This is a genomic window from Nocardioides sp. NPDC087217, from assembly GCF_044744805.1.
Classification (GTDB): domain Bacteria; phylum Actinomycetota; class Actinomycetes; order Propionibacteriales; family Nocardioidaceae; genus Nocardioides.
In genome coordinates, this window is sequence record NZ_JBIUZB010000007.1 from 111,608 (window position 1) to 126,003 (window position 14,396).

At 69.8% G+C, this 14,396-nt stretch carries 14 protein-coding genes; 6 read left to right on the forward strand and 8 right to left on the reverse strand.

Annotated elements, in window-relative coordinates:
* The first annotated feature begins 48 nt into the window (after window positions 1–48).
* Complete coding sequence (locus ACIO3S_RS25370) at window positions 49–222, forward strand: CsbD family protein (RefSeq protein WP_160022078.1); 174 nt, start codon at window positions 49–51, stop codon at window positions 220–222.
* 8 nt (window positions 223–230) lie between these two features.
* Here ACIO3S_RS25370 and ACIO3S_RS25375 read toward each other — a convergent pair whose 3' ends face one another.
* From ACIO3S_RS25375 to ACIO3S_RS25385, 3 genes are read right to left on the reverse strand one after another with little or no spacing between them, the layout of a single operon-like run.
* A complete protein-coding gene (locus tag ACIO3S_RS25375; RefSeq protein WP_400468649.1) occupies window positions 231–1,295 on the reverse strand; it encodes a lysylphosphatidylglycerol synthase domain-containing protein in 1,065 nt (354 codons plus the stop codon).
* 17 nt (window positions 1,296–1,312) lie between these two features.
* Window positions 1,313–2,563, reverse strand: a complete 1,251-nt coding sequence (locus ACIO3S_RS25380; RefSeq protein ID WP_400468651.1) for an arginine deiminase — start codon at window positions 2,561–2,563, stop codon at window positions 1,313–1,315.
* A 27-nt stretch (window positions 2,564–2,590) separates the two neighbouring features.
* Window positions 2,591–4,045, reverse strand: coding sequence for a basic amino acid/polyamine antiporter (locus ACIO3S_RS25385; protein ID WP_400468653.1), 1,455 nt, complete (start codon window positions 4,043–4,045; stop codon window positions 2,591–2,593).
* A 270-nt stretch (window positions 4,046–4,315) separates the two neighbouring features.
* Between ACIO3S_RS25385 and ACIO3S_RS25390 the strand changes: the two genes are divergently transcribed.
* On the forward strand, window positions 4,316–4,870 hold the full coding sequence (locus tag ACIO3S_RS25390) for an LURP-one-related family protein (protein ID WP_350842419.1): 555 nt from the start codon (window positions 4,316–4,318) through the stop codon (window positions 4,868–4,870).
* A 92-nt stretch (window positions 4,871–4,962) separates the two neighbouring features.
* The gene (locus ACIO3S_RS25395; protein ID WP_400468654.1) at window positions 4,963–6,642 is read left to right on the forward strand and encodes an alpha/beta hydrolase; all 1,680 of its coding nucleotides are present in this window, start codon (window positions 4,963–4,965) and stop codon (window positions 6,640–6,642) included.
* Between the two features lie 38 nt (window positions 6,643–6,680).
* Here ACIO3S_RS25395 and ACIO3S_RS25400 read toward each other — a convergent pair whose 3' ends face one another.
* The 4 genes from ACIO3S_RS25400 to ACIO3S_RS25415 all read right to left on the reverse strand — a co-directional run bounded on the left by ACIO3S_RS25400 (window position 6,681) and on the right by ACIO3S_RS25415 (window position 10,784).
* Window positions 6,681–7,523, reverse strand: coding sequence for a S1C family serine protease (locus ACIO3S_RS25400; RefSeq protein WP_400468655.1), 843 nt, complete (start codon window positions 7,521–7,523; stop codon window positions 6,681–6,683).
* Between the two features lie 225 nt (window positions 7,524–7,748).
* Window positions 7,749–8,750 carry a VWA domain-containing protein gene (locus ACIO3S_RS25405; protein WP_400468657.1) on the reverse strand — a complete coding sequence of 334 codons (1,002 nt, stop codon included), beginning with the start codon at window positions 8,748–8,750 and terminating at the stop codon, window positions 7,749–7,751.
* A 16-nt stretch (window positions 8,751–8,766) separates the two neighbouring features.
* Window positions 8,767–9,720 (reverse strand): DUF58 domain-containing protein, encoded by a 954-nt coding sequence (locus ACIO3S_RS25410; RefSeq protein ID WP_400468659.1) that lies wholly within the window; start codon window positions 9,718–9,720, stop codon window positions 8,767–8,769.
* Window positions 9,717–10,784 carry an AAA family ATPase gene (locus ACIO3S_RS25415; protein WP_400468661.1) on the reverse strand — a complete coding sequence of 356 codons (1,068 nt, stop codon included), beginning with the start codon at window positions 10,782–10,784 and terminating at the stop codon, window positions 9,717–9,719. The genes ACIO3S_RS25410 and ACIO3S_RS25415 overlap by 4 nt, the downstream gene beginning before the upstream one ends.
* A 193-nt stretch (window positions 10,785–10,977) precedes the next feature.
* On the opposite strand from ACIO3S_RS25415, the gene ACIO3S_RS25420 reads away from it, so the two are divergent.
* From ACIO3S_RS25420 to ACIO3S_RS25430, 3 genes are read left to right on the forward strand one after another with little or no spacing between them, the layout of a single operon-like run.
* Entirely contained in the window at window positions 10,978–11,694 is a 717-nt protein-coding gene (locus ACIO3S_RS25420; protein ID WP_400468663.1) for a response regulator transcription factor, read from the forward strand.
* Entirely contained in the window at window positions 11,691–12,974 is a 1,284-nt protein-coding gene (locus tag ACIO3S_RS25425; RefSeq protein WP_400468664.1) for a sensor histidine kinase, read from the forward strand. The genes ACIO3S_RS25420 and ACIO3S_RS25425 overlap by 4 nt, the downstream gene beginning before the upstream one ends.
* Before the next feature lie 2 nt (window positions 12,975–12,976).
* Window positions 12,977–13,219 carry a hypothetical protein gene (locus tag ACIO3S_RS25430; RefSeq protein ID WP_400468666.1) on the forward strand — a complete coding sequence of 81 codons (243 nt, stop codon included), beginning with the start codon at window positions 12,977–12,979 and terminating at the stop codon, window positions 13,217–13,219.
* Between the two features lie 7 nt (window positions 13,220–13,226).
* Here ACIO3S_RS25430 and ACIO3S_RS25435 read toward each other — a convergent pair whose 3' ends face one another.
* Window positions 13,227–14,390: an acyl-CoA dehydrogenase family protein gene (locus tag ACIO3S_RS25435; RefSeq protein ID WP_400468668.1), complete on the reverse strand. Its 1,164-nt coding sequence runs from the start codon at window positions 14,388–14,390 to the stop codon at window positions 13,227–13,229.
* Between the last annotated feature and the right edge of the window lie 6 nt (window positions 14,391–14,396).

A 14,396-nucleotide genomic window follows, 5' to 3' on the forward strand; every position in this document is an offset into this window, starting at 1 on the left:
CCCTGAACCCCTCACCATCCATCACGACACAACCGAAGGAGACCGACGATGAGCATGATCGACAAGGCCAAGAACGCCGCCAAGGGGGCTCTCGGCAAGGCCAAGGTGGTTACTGGGAAGACGACGAACGACCGCTCCCTCCAGGCCGAGGGAAAGATGGATCGGGCCAAGGCTTCGGCCAAGAACACCGTCGAGGACGTCAAGGACAAGTTCAAGAAGTAGTAGCTGTCTCACTCGGGACGCGTGGGGGCGGCCGGGGAGGCATCGGCCACAGCGACCTCGCGCCGCCAGGCCGCGACGGCGACGGCGCCGAGCAGCACCGGCACGGCCACGGTGTACACCCGCCACACGAGGATCCCGGCCACGGCCGCAGCCTCGATCTCGAGGCCACCGGCCTCGACCAGGGTGGCGAGGAGGAGGGCGTCGACGATGCCGATCCCCCAGAGGGGGAACACGGTGAACGGGAAGGCGAACAGGTAGGCGATCGCGATCCATACGAGGCCCACCTCGTCCGCCGTGACCCCGACGAATCGTAGGCACAGCGTGAGCGCGGCGAAGTCGACGACCATCATGCCGACCTGAGAGAGCACCGCCAGGGGGAACCCGCTGTGGAACCGCTCGGCGATGTCGGCACGGAAGTTCTGGCACCTGTCGGCCCAGCGGTCGGGGTCGACCGTCTTTCGGAACCGGCGCACGATCAGCCCAGCGCGGGTTCCGACGGCGCGCGCGAGCGCGTCGCTGCGTACGATCATGAGAACGATCACGAGGGTGGCGACCGCGATCGCGATGCTGAGCAGCTCGAGCAACCGGAACGACGCATCCTCGCCGATGGCCAGCAGCAGCATGAATCCGACGAGCGGAGCCGAGAACCTCGCGACGTAGAACGTCAGCGAGTTCATCACGGTGCCGGCGAGGCCCTTGGCGGGACTGACCCCCCACGACTTGAACATCGCGACCCGAAGCGCGATGTCGCTCGGTGGCGGAGCGATGAGGTACATCAGCGTCGCACCGAGGTCGTTGATGGTGGCCCGGTAGAACGTCACGCCGCGGATGAAGAAGCTCAGCGGCATCGCCAGCAGGATCTGACGAGCCACCACGATGACGAGCAGCACGATGTGATGCCACCAGCTGAGGTGCGTCAGCGCGTCCCGGGCCGCCTCCCAGTCGACCCGTCCGATCAGGCCCACGATGGTGACGGTGCTGAGCGCGGCCACCACCAGCAGGACGACGCGCGTGATCCAGGCACGACGTCCGGGGCGGGCGTCGCTGACGTCGGGGCTCTCCGGTGTGCTCACTGCGCGGCCGCGATGACTCAGAACTCCACGGGATCGCGGCTGATCGGGCAGGTCATACAGTGTCCGCCACCGCGGCCCCGACCGAGCTCGGCGCCCACGATGGTGATGACCTCGACCCCCGCCTTGCGCAGCAGCGTGTTGGTGAGGGTGTTGCGGTCGTAGGTGAACACCACGCCGGGCTCGAGCGCGACCGCGTTGTTGCCGCTGTCCCACTGCTGCCGCTCGGACTGGTAGACGTCCCCGCCGGTGTCGATCACCTGGAGCTCGGGCAGCCCGAGCGCCTGCGCCACGACGTCGACGAAGGCCGCGTCGCCGTGGTCGATCACCTCGACCCCGGGTGACTTGTCGGAGGGCACCAGCGTGAACGTGTGGACCGCGTCCATGATCGTCGGATAGAGCGTGACGATGTCGCGGTCGACGAACGTGAACACGGTGTCGAGATGCATGGCGGCCCGCAGCTTCGGCATCCCGGCGACGATGACCTTCTCCGCGGCGCCCTTCTCGAAGAGGGCTTTGGCGACCTGGGTGATCGCCTGGCGGGAGGTGCGCTCGCTCATGCCGACGAGGACCACCCCGTTGCCGACCGGCATCACGTCGCCGCCCTCGAAGCTGGCCTGCCCCCAGTCCTTCTCGGGGTCGCCCCACCACACGGTCGAGCCGACGTAGTCGGGATGGTGCTGGTAGATGGCCTTGTAGAGGAGCGTCTCGTCCTTGCGGGCCGGCCAGTAGAGCGGGTTCATGGTCAGCCCGCCGTACAGCCAGCAGGTCGTGTCCCGGGTATAGAGCGTGTTCGGCAGCGGCGGCATCAGATACTCCCGGGCACCGGTCGACTCCCGCGCGAGGCCGACGTAGTCGGAGCGGAAGTCGCCGGGCAGGTCGCTGGTTGCGAGGCCACCGATGAGGAACTCCGCCAGTTGCCGGTCCGAGACCGACTCGAGGTAGGTGCGGGTGTCATCGACCAGTCCGAGACCGACCTGGTTCGGCACGATCTTGCGGTCGAGGATCCAGTCCTTGGCGCCGGCGACCGCGAGCGTCTGCGCCAGCAGGTCGTGCAGCTCGACGACCTCGACACCACGCTGGGTCAGCTTGTTCACGAAGTCGGCGTGGTCGCGCTGAGCGTTCTCGACCCACATGACGTCGTCGAAGAGCAGCTCGTCGTTGTTGCTGGGAGTGAGCCGGCGGTGGGCCAGGCCGGGTGCGCAGACGAGCACCTTCCTGAGCCTGCCGACCTCGGAGTGGACGCCGTACGCGGACTCCTGCTCGGACATGGGATGCCTTTCTGTCGGGGATGGAGATCAGAGGGAGACCCGGCCGGTCCACAGGCCGACGACGCCGATCGCCGCTCCGATGAGGATCGCGACCAACAGCGCGATCTCGGTGGGACTGAAGATCCTCCTGCCACGCTCGCTGCGGGCCTTGACGTACAGCAGCGACGCCGGCGCGAGGATCAGCGTCATCAGCAGCACGAACTTCAGACCGGCGGCGTCGAAGAGGAAGATCGTGTACGCCGTCGCGATGCCGGCCACGATCGTCTCCTTGCGACGTACGCCGGCCGACACCCCTTCGTACGCCTCGCCCGTCAGGCCGAGCTTGAGTGCGTACGCGGCGGCCAGCAGGTAGGGCAGGATCGCCAGGCTGGTGGCGAGATCGAGCATGAAGTTGAGCGCGTCGTTGACGAACAGGGTGAGGGCGAGGAGCCCCTGAACGGCCAGTGACGTCACCACGAGCGCGGTGATCGGGGTGCCGTTCCGGTTCTCCTGACCCAGGAAGGCGGGCATGTCGTCGGAGCGGGCCGGGACGTACATGACCTCGGCCGCCATCAGCGTCCAGGCGAGGTAGGCGCCCAGGACCGACACGATCACCGCAACGCTGATGAACACCTCGCCCCAGTCGCCGACCACCGACTCGAAGACCCCGACCATCGACGGCTGCCGGGTGGCGGCCAGCTCGGGCTGCGGGACGACGGAGTAGCTGGACAGGGTGACCAGCGCGAAGATCGACAGCACGCTGAGGAAGCCCAGCACGGTCGCCTTCCCGACGTCCTCGCGCTTCTTGGCGTAGCGGGAGTAGACGCTGGCACCTTCGATGCCGATGAAGACGAAGGTGGTGATCAGCATGGTGTTGCGGATCTGCTCGTCGAGGCTGCCGAGATCGCCGTAGCCGGTCGCGACCCAGTTGTCGGCGAAGACGCCGGCGTCGAAGGAGATGAAGAGCACCACGATGAACACCAGGATCGGCAGCACCTTGAAGATCGTGACGATCCGGTTGATCACGGCGGCGTCCCGGACGCCGCGCGCGATCAGATAGTGGAAGAGCCACACCCCCACGGTCGAGAGCGCGACCGCGAGCACGGTGTCGCCGTCCCCGAAGCCGTCGTAGAACGCGCCGATGGTGGCGCCTATGAAGACCCAGTAGAAGGTGTTGCCGGCCACGGAGCTGGCCCAGAAGCCGATCGCGGAGTTGAAGCCCGCGTAGTCGCCGAAGCCGGCCTTGGCGTAGATGAAGACCCCGGAGTCGAGCTCGGGCTTGCGGACCGCGAGGGTCTGGAACACGAACGCCAGCATGAGCATCCCGGCACCCGCGATCGCCCACGCGATCAGTGAGCCGAGGATGCCGGTGGCGACCCCGAACCTGGCTGGTAACGAGAAGACCCCGGCGCCGACCATCCCGCCCACGACCATCCCGGTCAGGGTCGGGAGACTCATCTTCGCCACGGCAGGTGCTTCGGTGGTGGCAGCGTCAGAACTCATGCTGGCTCCTGTTTCCTTGGCGGGTGAGCCCAGTTGTTGTCGGTAGCAACCGTTCGCATCTTTACACTCCCGGACGGGTTGCTAACAGGGTCATTGATCTGTTTTTTCCGCGTCCGGGGCCCGGACGCGGTGCCAGGTTCGCTGACGAAGGTGCGTACGGCAGCCTCCCGATCTCATGTCGGATCCGATCCGTCCACCTCACCCGGAACGTGTGATCCGCGACGCCTCGTCTGCGACGACCCTGAGATGGTCCTATGAAGGGAGACGACGATGGGCTTTCGAGACCGACGCGACAAGCGACAAGAGGAGCGCCAGGCCTTCGGGCGTGGCGGGAGCGCCAACCGCTTCCAGATGCGCCAGAAGATGATTTCGATCGGTGACGACTACTGGATCGAGAACGAGGACGGCGACCGGGTCTTCCGCGTCGATGGCAAGGCGTTGCGGCTGCGCGACACGTTCGATCTCGAGGACGCCCACGGCAACAAGGTGTGCCGCATTCAGACGAGGGTCCTGCACATCCGGGACTCGATGGCGATCGAGGACGCCGACGGCGAGAAGCTCGCCCTCGTGCACAAGGCGCTCATCTCGCCCTTGCGTGATCGCTGGAAGGTCGACCGCGAGCAGGGTGAGGACTGGACGGTCCAGGGCAACATCGTCGACCACGAGTACGACATCGAGGCTGACGGACGCAAGATCGCCGAGGTGTCCAAGAAGTGGTTCCGGGTCCGCGACACCTACGGGGTCGAGGTCGCGCCCGGCGAGGAAGCAGCCCTCATCCTGGCCGTGACCGTCGCGGTCGACGCGATGGTCCATCCCGCGAAGTGACGACGCTGACTTCAACTCTCCGCAGATAAAGCCCTGATTTGCGGACGGGCTCACCTGTAGTTCGGGGATCATTCCCGTATGAAGGGTTGGCGATGAGCGACATCGGGCGCCCGCGGGTCGCTCGAGTGGTGAGCGTGCTGCGAAGGCAGCTGCGAGCGCCGTTCGCGGCGACGGCCGGCATGGTGGTGCTTCTCTGGGCGTCGCTGACTCCGTCGTTGATGCCGCGGACCGCGCTCTTCCAAGCGCTGCTCACCGCGCTGTGCATGCTGGCCGGGTACGGCGCGGGCGCGTTGGCGGGATGGCTGGTCCGCAGCTGTGGTGGCCGGTTGACCGGTAGAGCACGGGTGATCGCCTGGCGGGTTCTCGGCGGCGTCGGCGGCGTCGGCACCCTGATCGTGCTGGGCCTGTCGTTGCGGTGGGAGAACGAGGTACGCGACCTGGTCGGGGTCGACCGGGTGGGCTTCTGGCACCTGGTGCTCACCGTGCTGATCACCGCGGTCCTGTTCGCGCTGTTCCTCGGACTGTCGCGGGCGATCAGGGCGCTGGGCCGCTCGATCGGCCGGTTCGTCGGCCGTTTCCTTCCGGCCGCGGCATCCACCGTGATCGGCGGCCTGATCGCTGCGGTCCTGATCTACGAGCTGGCCGTCGGGGTGGGTGGCAACCGGCTGCTGGGAGCACTCGACTCCAGCTTCGCCACGATCAACGAGGAGTTCACCACCGGCGTACCCGTTCCCACGACGCCCGAGCTCACTGCCGGCCCGGCCTCGTCCCAGGCATGGGAGGACCTGGGCCGCCAGGGACGGGTCTTCATCGCGAGCGCGCCGACCGCCGCGGACATCGGCGAGTTCACCCAGGAGCCTGCCCAGCAGCCGGTGCGTGCCTACATCGGGGCCGGCGCCGAAGGCGTCGACATCCGCGACGAGGCGCAGGCCGCGGTGGCCGAGCTCGACGCGCTGGGCGGCTTCGACCGCGCCGTGATCAACGTGGTGACCGGCACGGGCAGAGGTTGGATCAACGAGAACCAGGCTCAGGCGCTGGAGTTCATGTGGGGTGGCGACACGGCGACGGTCAGCCTGCAGTACTCCTACCTCCCGAGCTGGATGTCCTTCGTCCTGGACCGCCAGCGTGCGCAGGACGCCGGCCTGGCGCTCTTCGACGCCGTCTACGGACGCTGGCTGGAGATCCCCGAGGCCGAACGCCCGCTGCTGGTGGTGAGCGGGGAGAGCCTGGGCAGCTTCGGCGGCGAGGCCGCCTTCAGCGGAGCGCAGGATCTCGCGACCCGCACCGACGGCGGCCTGTTCGTCGGCCCGACCGCCGACAACCGGCTCTGGAACCGGTTCACCGAGGAACGCGAGCCGGGGACCCCGCAGGTGCTGCCGATCCTTGACGACGGCGAGATCGTACGCTTCGCCGACCGGCCCGAGGAGTGGGAGCTGCCCGGGGCCTGGGACGGCACCCGGATCGGATACCTCCAGCACGCGAACGACCCGATCACCTGGTGGTCGCCGTCGTTGGCGCTGGAGCGCCCGGACTGGCTGGAGGAGGAGCGCGGCCGCGACGTCTCCCCGAACGTACGCTGGATCCCCGGGGTGACGATGCTGCAGCTGGGTGTCGACCAGTTCTCCGCCAACTCCGTGCCCAGCGGGCAGGGCCACCAGTTCGGCACCGCACCGGTGCACGCGTGGGCGTCGATCCTGCCGCCGCCGGGATGGACCGATCAGCGCACCGACGAGCTGGCCACGGTGATCGGCGACCGGGGGTGGCTGAGTTGAGCGACGGGCCGGTCGGGTGAGCCGTCCCGGCGTCGCGCTCAGCCTTGGCTGATCAGGGCCTGGGCGACGGTGCGTACGCGGTCGATGGGGACGGCGAAGCCGATGCCGATGTTGCCGCTGGGGCCGCCGAGGGTGGCGATGGAGGTGTTGATCCCGACGACGCGGCCCTGGAGGTCGACCAGCGGGCCGCCGGAGTTGCCGGGGTTGATGGCGGCGTCGGTCTGGATCATCTCGGGCCTCGATCCGGAGGAGCGGTGGGGTGAGCTGACGATGCCGGAGGTCACCGTACCGTTGAGACCGAGGGGCGAGCCGACGGCGATCACGGGCTGCCCGATCCGGAGGTTGCCGCTCTGACCGATGGTGGCCGCGCGTACGGCATTGGGGTTGGTGGCGATCACCGCGATGTCGTTGCGCTCGTCGCTGCCGATGACGCGACCCGAGGTGGTGCTGCCGTCGGCGAGCACCAGGCTCACCGAGTCCGAGCCCTGGACGACGTGGGCGTTGGTGACCACATGACCGACGCCGTCGATGGCGACCCCGGAACCCGTGCCGCGTCCCGCACGAACCTGCACCACGCTGGGCAGGATGCGCTGGGCGGCGGCCTCGGTGGCGTTGGTCGGCGCGCCCCCCTGGGGTGCTGGGGCCGGTGCGGCGATGGTGCCCGCGCCGGGCTCGGGGTCCGGGGCGATGAGGGTGATCGCGCCGCTGGTCGCCGCACCCGCGAGGACGGCCGCCGCGAGGGTGAGCGTGACGGTGCGGGTACGTCGTGGACGCTTGGCCAGCGCCGCTGGCGGCTCCGGGGGAGCGCCGGTCGGCGGGCCCTGTGGATCGGGGGAGCGTGGTGGGGCGACCAGCCGCACCCTGCCGTAGCGGTCACGCACCACACGTCGTGCCGGAGGGGGCGCCGACAGGGGGGTCGGGCTCGGCGCGGCCGGTGGTGCCGGCGGGGGTGCGACTGGTCGGATCGGGGGTGGTGGTGCGGGCTGGAGCGGGCGGGCGGCGCGCGCGGGCGGAGCCGAGATGGTCCACTGCTGGGGTCCGGTGGGTCGGCCGAGGCCCGGCCCCGGCGATGCGGTGTCGTTCACGGGAGTGCCTTTCCGGAGTGCCTAGATGAGCCGGGCGAACCAGCGCAGGGAGAGCGCGGCGGCGGCGAAGGCGAGGACCATGGCGCCGATGACGACCCAGACGGTGATCTCGCGGTATTCGACGTGGTAGCCGACGAGGGTGCCGATGTCGTCGTAGACCTCGCGCAGCTCGTCGGCGCTGGAGGCGCGGTAGAACTCGCCGCCGGTGGTGTCGGCGAGCTGGCGCAGCGTGTCTTCGCGGACCTCGACCGACTGTCCGCCGGGCAGGGCGGCGCTGGAGCCCTCGGTCCCGTAGGCGATCGTCGAGACCGGCAGTCCCGCCTCACTGGCGGCCTCGGCCGCCGCCACCGGGTTGCGACCCGCGGAGTTGCCGCCGTCGGAGAGGAGTACGAGGTGGGCCGGGGACCCGCTCTCGTCGGTGTCGTCCTCGGAGCCGTTGGGCGAGGGTGAGGCGGACGCACCGCCCGCGGCGGCTTCGTCCAGGATCTGCCGCAGGTCGTTGACCGAGGAGTAGACGGCCTCGCCGATGGCGGTGCCGCCGTCGGGTGGGCCGAGACCTTCGACGCTCCGGGTGACCAGGGCGTGGTCGGTGGTCGGGCTCGAGACGACGCGGGCGTTGCTCGAGAAGCTGACGAGCCCGACGTTGTAGCGCGGTGGCAGCTGCTCGATGAAGTCGACGGCGGCTGCCTTGGCGGCCTCGAGACGGTTGGGTGGCATGTCCTCGGCCGACATCGAGGCGGAGGTGTCGATGGCGACCAGGATCGTGGCGCGCTCGTACGGCACCTGCGCTCGGACCTGGGGTTGGGTGGTGGCGACCGCGAGCAGGGCCAGGGCACCGACGACCAGTCCGGCGGCCAGGTGGCGGCGCCAGCGTGGGCGGTGGGGGACGAGGCGCTCGAGCATGGGCGCGGTGGCGAACCGGAGGGCGTACTTGATCCGGCGGCGCTGCATCACCAGGTAGCCGATGGCGAGCAGGGCGACCGGGACCAGCGCGAGCAGGAACAGGGGCTGGGTGAGTCTCATCGAGGGCTCCTTCCGATCAGTGGGTGGCCGTGGCCGAGCGTGAGCGGGCCGGTCGGGGATGCCGTGCCCGGCGGCGCAGCAGGCGGATGAGCAGGCGTGCCCAGTCGTCGTCGGTCGAGACCCGGAGGTGGTCCGCGCCGGCGGCCCGGAGGGCCTCCGCGTTGTGCTCGCGCAGCGACCTCATCGCCTCGGCGTACGCTGCCCGCAGCCGCGGGTCGGAGGTGTCGGCCTCGTGCTGACGACCGGTCTCCGGGTCGAGGATCGTGACGTGACCGACGGCCGGGAGGTCGAGCTCGCGAGGGTCCACGATCTCGACGACGATCACGTCGTGGCGCGCGGTGAGCCGCCGCAGCGCGGGCTCCCAGTCGAAGGGGCGCTCCCAGGTCCCGTCCGCGGGCAGCAGGTCGGACACGATCACCCGTAACCCCGGGATCCGGGCGCGCCGGCCGAGCTCGACCAGCGCTGCGCCGAAGGTGGGGCCGGTGGTCGCCGCCTCGGACGTACGCGGCGAGGGTGGCTCCGTGGTCAGCAGCCGGCGGGCGACCCGGCGCCCGGTGGTGGGCGGGCGCCAACGTACGCCGCCGGCATCGAGGATCCCGAGTCCGACCCGGTTGCCGGGGCCGTCGGCCACGATGCCGATCGCGGAGACGGTCGCCTCGGCGACCTCCACCTTCTCGGCGAGCGCGGTCCCGAAGGCCATGCTGGGGGTGCGGTCGACCAGGACCCAGGTCTCGAGCTCGTGCTCGGCCTGGGTGAGCCAGACGTGCGGGTCGCCCAGACGGGCGGTGGCGTTCCAGTCGATGCGGCGTACGTCGTGGCCGGGGGAGTAGGGGACCAGCTCCTCGGCGTCGCTGCCCGGCCCGAGCCGCAGTCCGGCGGTCTCGCCCTGGAGCAGTCCGCTCACTCGCCGCTGGACGGTCAGGTCCAGCCTCCGGAAGGCGCCGTCGGGCGAGCGCCGTGCCCGGTTCACGAGGCCAGCTCCGCATCGGGCGCAGGCTCGGCGGTCTCGGAGTCGTCGTCGCTCGGCGTCGCCCGAGGTTGCGGCACGACGGCGAGGACGGCGTCCACGACGGCGCGGGGGTCGACCCCGTCGGCTTCGGCGTCGAAGGTGAGCACCAGCCGGTGGGCCAGGATGTCGCCGGCCAGGTCGGCGACATCGCCGGGCAGCACGTAGTCGCGCCCACGCAGCAGCGCCAGGGCACGACCTGCGGTGATGAGACCGAGGCTGCCACGTGCGCTGACGCCGTAGGCCAGCAACCCCTCGAGGTGGCGGAGCCCGTAGGCATGCGGCGTACGAGTCGCCATGACGAGCTTCACGGCATACTGCGCGACGGTGTGATGGACGAAGACCTGGTCCGCTCGTGACTGCAGGTGCCGCAGCGCGGTGGCGTCGAGGATCTGCTCCGCGCGCGGCGGCTGCGTGCCCATCCGCTGGATGATGGTCATCTCCTCGAGCTCGTCGACGTGGCCGACGTCGACCTTGAGCAGGAAGCGGTCGCGCTGCGCCTCGGGCAGCCGGTAGACGCCGTCGTTCTCGATCGGGTTCTGGGTGGCGAGGACGAGGAACGGGTCGGGCAGGCGGTGGCTGGTGCCCCCGATGCTGACCTGGCGCTCCGCCATCGCCTCCAGCAGCGCCGACTGCACCTTGGCCGGGGCCCGGTTGATCTCGTCGGCGAGGACGAGGTTGGCGAAGACCGGTCCCAGCTCGGTGTCGAACTGCTCCGCCGACGGCCGCCAGACCCGGGTGCCGACGATGTCGGAGGGCATCAGGTCCGGGGTGAACTGGAGCCGGGCGAACGAGCCGCCGACGACGTCGGCGAGGGTGCGTACGGCCAGGGTCTTGGCGACTCCCGGCACACCCTCGAGCAGCACGTGGCCGCGGGCGAGCAGCCCGACCAGCATCCGCTCGATCATCAGGTCCTGTCCCACGACGACGCGCTTGACCTCGAACAGGACCCGCTCGAGGACGGCACTCGTCCCGATGTCGGACCGGATCGGCTCGGTGATCGGCTGCTTGTGCTCTGGCTCCCACATGGGGGACCTCCCTGGCTGGCTGTGTCCTGGCTGTGTCCTGGATGGCTCTGCTGAGCACCGATCACATCGAAGAGGGGCGAAAACCAGCGGAAACGGCACCGAAAGCGATCCGAAAGAGCTGGGCGGAACCGATACCGAGCGATTACTTCCTACGCATGGGCGCCGGCCCGGCCACGCGCTACCGTTCTTGAGCGTGAGGGTCTTGATCGTCGAGGACCAGGCGGGCCTGGTCAGCGCCCTGCGGGTCGCGCTGCAGCGGGAGGGGTACGCCGTCGACGGGGCCGGATCGGTCGCCGACGCGATGGAGAAGCTCGGCGTGAACGCCTACGACCTCGTCGTCCTGGACATCAATCTGCCCGACGGCAGCGGCTTCGAGGTGGCCGCGGCGCTGCGTACGGGGAATCTGGAGATCCCCGGCGAGGAGGCACCGCGGATCCTGATGCTCACCGCCCGCAACCGTCTCGACGACCGGGTCCGCGGCCTCGACGTCGGTGCCGACGACTACCTGACCAAGCCGTTCGAGCTGGCCGAGCTGACCGCGCGGCTGCGCGCGCTGCTGCGCCGGCCGAGCAGCGATGGCTCCGCCGTGCTGACGCACGGGCCGATCCGGCTCGACACCGCCCGGCAGCTGGCCCGGCGGGGGGACCGCGAGCTCGGCCTGACGCTCAAGGAGTTCTCCGTCCTGCGCTACCTGATGTCCCGGCCCGCCTACATCGTCTCGGCCGAAGAGCTCCTCGAGCACGTGTGGGACGAGAACGCCGACCCGTTCACCCAGACCGTGCGGGTCACCGTCGGCACGCTGCGCCGCAAGCTCACCGTCGGCGAAGAGGCGCCGGCCCTCGAGACCGTCGTCGGCCGCGGCTACCGGCTTCGGGATCTGCCCGAGCTGGACCGGGGTGTGACCGCATGAGTGAGAGCTCGGGCCGGCTGGCGCGGGTGCCCCGGTGGCTCCGTACGGTGCGGGTGCGGCTGACCCTGACGTACTCCTCGCTCCTGTTCGGCGTGACCGCGCTGCTGCTCGCGGGGGTCTATCTCGCGGTCTCCAGCAGCATCAGCGCTGCGCCGCTGGATCCGGTGACGGTCAAGAAGTTCGAGACCGAGGACGGCCACATCGTCTACAAGCCGGGGCAGGAGTTCCAGGCCGCGGACTTCGCCGATGTCCAGGAGGCGGTCAACTACGCCTCGCTCCAGACGCTGCGCAACTACTCGATCATCGCGCTGATCGTGATGTTCGTGCTCAGCCTGGCCATCGGCTGGTGGGTGGCCGGGCGCGCGCTGCGGCCGGTCGGCGCGATCACCCGCACCGCCCAGGAGATCAATGCCTCCGACCTCACCCGGCGCATCGGCGCGACCGGGCCGCACGACGAGCTGCGTACGCTCGCCGACACCATCGACTCCATGCTCGCCCGCCTCGACCGGGCGTTCTCCGACCAGCGTCGGTTCGTCGAGGACGTCTCCCACGAGCTGCGCAACCCGGTCTCCCTCATCCACACCAACGTCGAGGCCGTCCTCGCCAATGACCGCTCCACGATCCCCGAGCGGCGCGAGGCCAGCCTGGTCGTGCTCCAGGCGACCCGCCGGATGCGCCGCCTCATCGAGGACCTGCTGGCCATCGCTCGCAGCCGCTCGGAGGCCTTCACCGACCGTCAGGTCGACCTGGCCGGAGCCGTCACCGCTGCCGTTCGGGAGTACCGGCTGCCGGCAGAAGCACGCGGCCTCAGCGTGGTCGAGCGCAGCCATGGAGGACCGGTCGTCGTCGGCGACCCCGACGCGCTGCAGCGCGTCATGGCCAACCTGCTGTCCAACGCGGTCAGACTCGCTCCGGCCGGCTCCACTCTCACGGTCGGCATGGGCAGCCGCGACGGCTGGGCCTGGGCCGCGGTCGCCGACGAGGGACCGGGGATCGACGAGGCGAACCAGGAACGCGTCTTCGACCGGTTCTACCGCGGGAACGGTACGTCCGGCGACGACGCGGTCACCGACGGGTCGGGCCTCGGCCTCTCCATCGCCCGCCAGATCGCCGAGAGTCACGAAGGCCGGCTCGTCCTGGTCAGCCACGGGAAGGCCGGGAGCACCTTCGTGCTCTGGCTCCCCGACCACGCCATGAACCGTTCCGCCGGGCGTACCGACTCGCCACCAGAAGGTGACCCGCTGCTGGGGCGGCCCGCGGACCTACCGCTTGAGGAGTGAGCATGAGAACAGCATCGACGTGGCCCGGCGTACGAGCGCTTGCCCCCGTGGTTCTGCTCGGAGCCGTCACCAGCGCCTGTATGAACGTCACGGTCCAGGTGGACCCGGCGCCCACGTCTCCCACCAAGCCGACGACCTACTACGGCACGGTCGAGACGGTCGAGGAAGCCCGTTGGTCGACGACGTACGCCGACGACCCGACGTACGAGACGTACGAGACGTGGGACGACTGCTGGGCGAGCTGAACCGCGGCTACCGCTTCCCGAGCAGCTGGCGTGCCATCACCACGCGCTGGATCTGGTTGGTGCCTTCGTAGATCTGGGTGATCTTGGCGTCGCGCATCATGCGTTCGAGGGGGAAGTCCTGGGTGTAGCCGGCTCCGCCGAGGAGCTGGACGGCGTCGACGGTGATCTCCATGGCGGTGTCGCTGGCGAAGCACTTGGCGGCTGCTCCGAAGAAGGACAGGTCGCCGGCGTCCCGCTGGGACTTGGCGGCGGCGATGTAGACGAGCTGGCGGGCGGCCTCGAGCTTCATGGCCATGTCGGCGAGCATGAACTGGATCCCCTGGAAGTCGGCGATGTGCTTGCCGAACTGCTGGCGTTCCTGGACGTAGGCCAACGCGTGGTCGAGGGCGCCCTGGGCGATGCCGACGGCTTGGGCGGCGATCGTGATGCGGGTGTGGTCCAGGGTGCGCAGGGCGAGCTGGAGGCCGGTGCCGGGTTCGCCGATGATGCGGTCGCCGGGCAGGTAGACGGCGTCGAACATCAGCTCGCAGGTGGGGGAGCCTTTGATGCCCAGCTTCTTCTCGGGTGCGCCGATGGTGAACCCCTCGTCGCTCTTCTCCACGACGAAGGCACTCACGTTGGATCCGCGCCGGCCGTCAGGATCGGTGACGGCGAGGACCGTGTAGTAGTCGGAGACACCTGCGTTGCTGATCCACGACTTCTGGCCGCTCAGCACCCAGTGGTCGCCGTCGCGGACGGCGCGGGTCTTCATGGAGGCGGTGTCGGAGCCGGCCTCGCGCTCGGAGAGGGCGTAGGAGAACGTCGAGGTGCCTGCGGCGAGCGGCGGGAGGTATCGCTGGCTGAGGCTCTCGGAGCCGGCCAGGATGAGCGGGAGGCTGCCGAGCTTGTTGACCGCGGGGATCAGGGAGGAGGAGGCGCACACGCGCGCGACCTCCTCGATGATGATGCAGGTCGCCAGGGCATCGGCGCCCTCGCCGCCGTACTCCTCGGGGACGTGCGCCGCGTGGAGGCCGGAGGTGACGAGCGCGTCGTAGGCCTCGGTCGGGAACCGCGCGGCGGCGTCGACCTCTGCGGCGTAGGGAGCGATCTTGTTCACCGCGATCGCGCGCACGGCCTCGCGCAGGTCGAGGTGGTGGTCGGCGAGCTCGAGGTAGGGAAAGTCGTCGGACATGGTGCC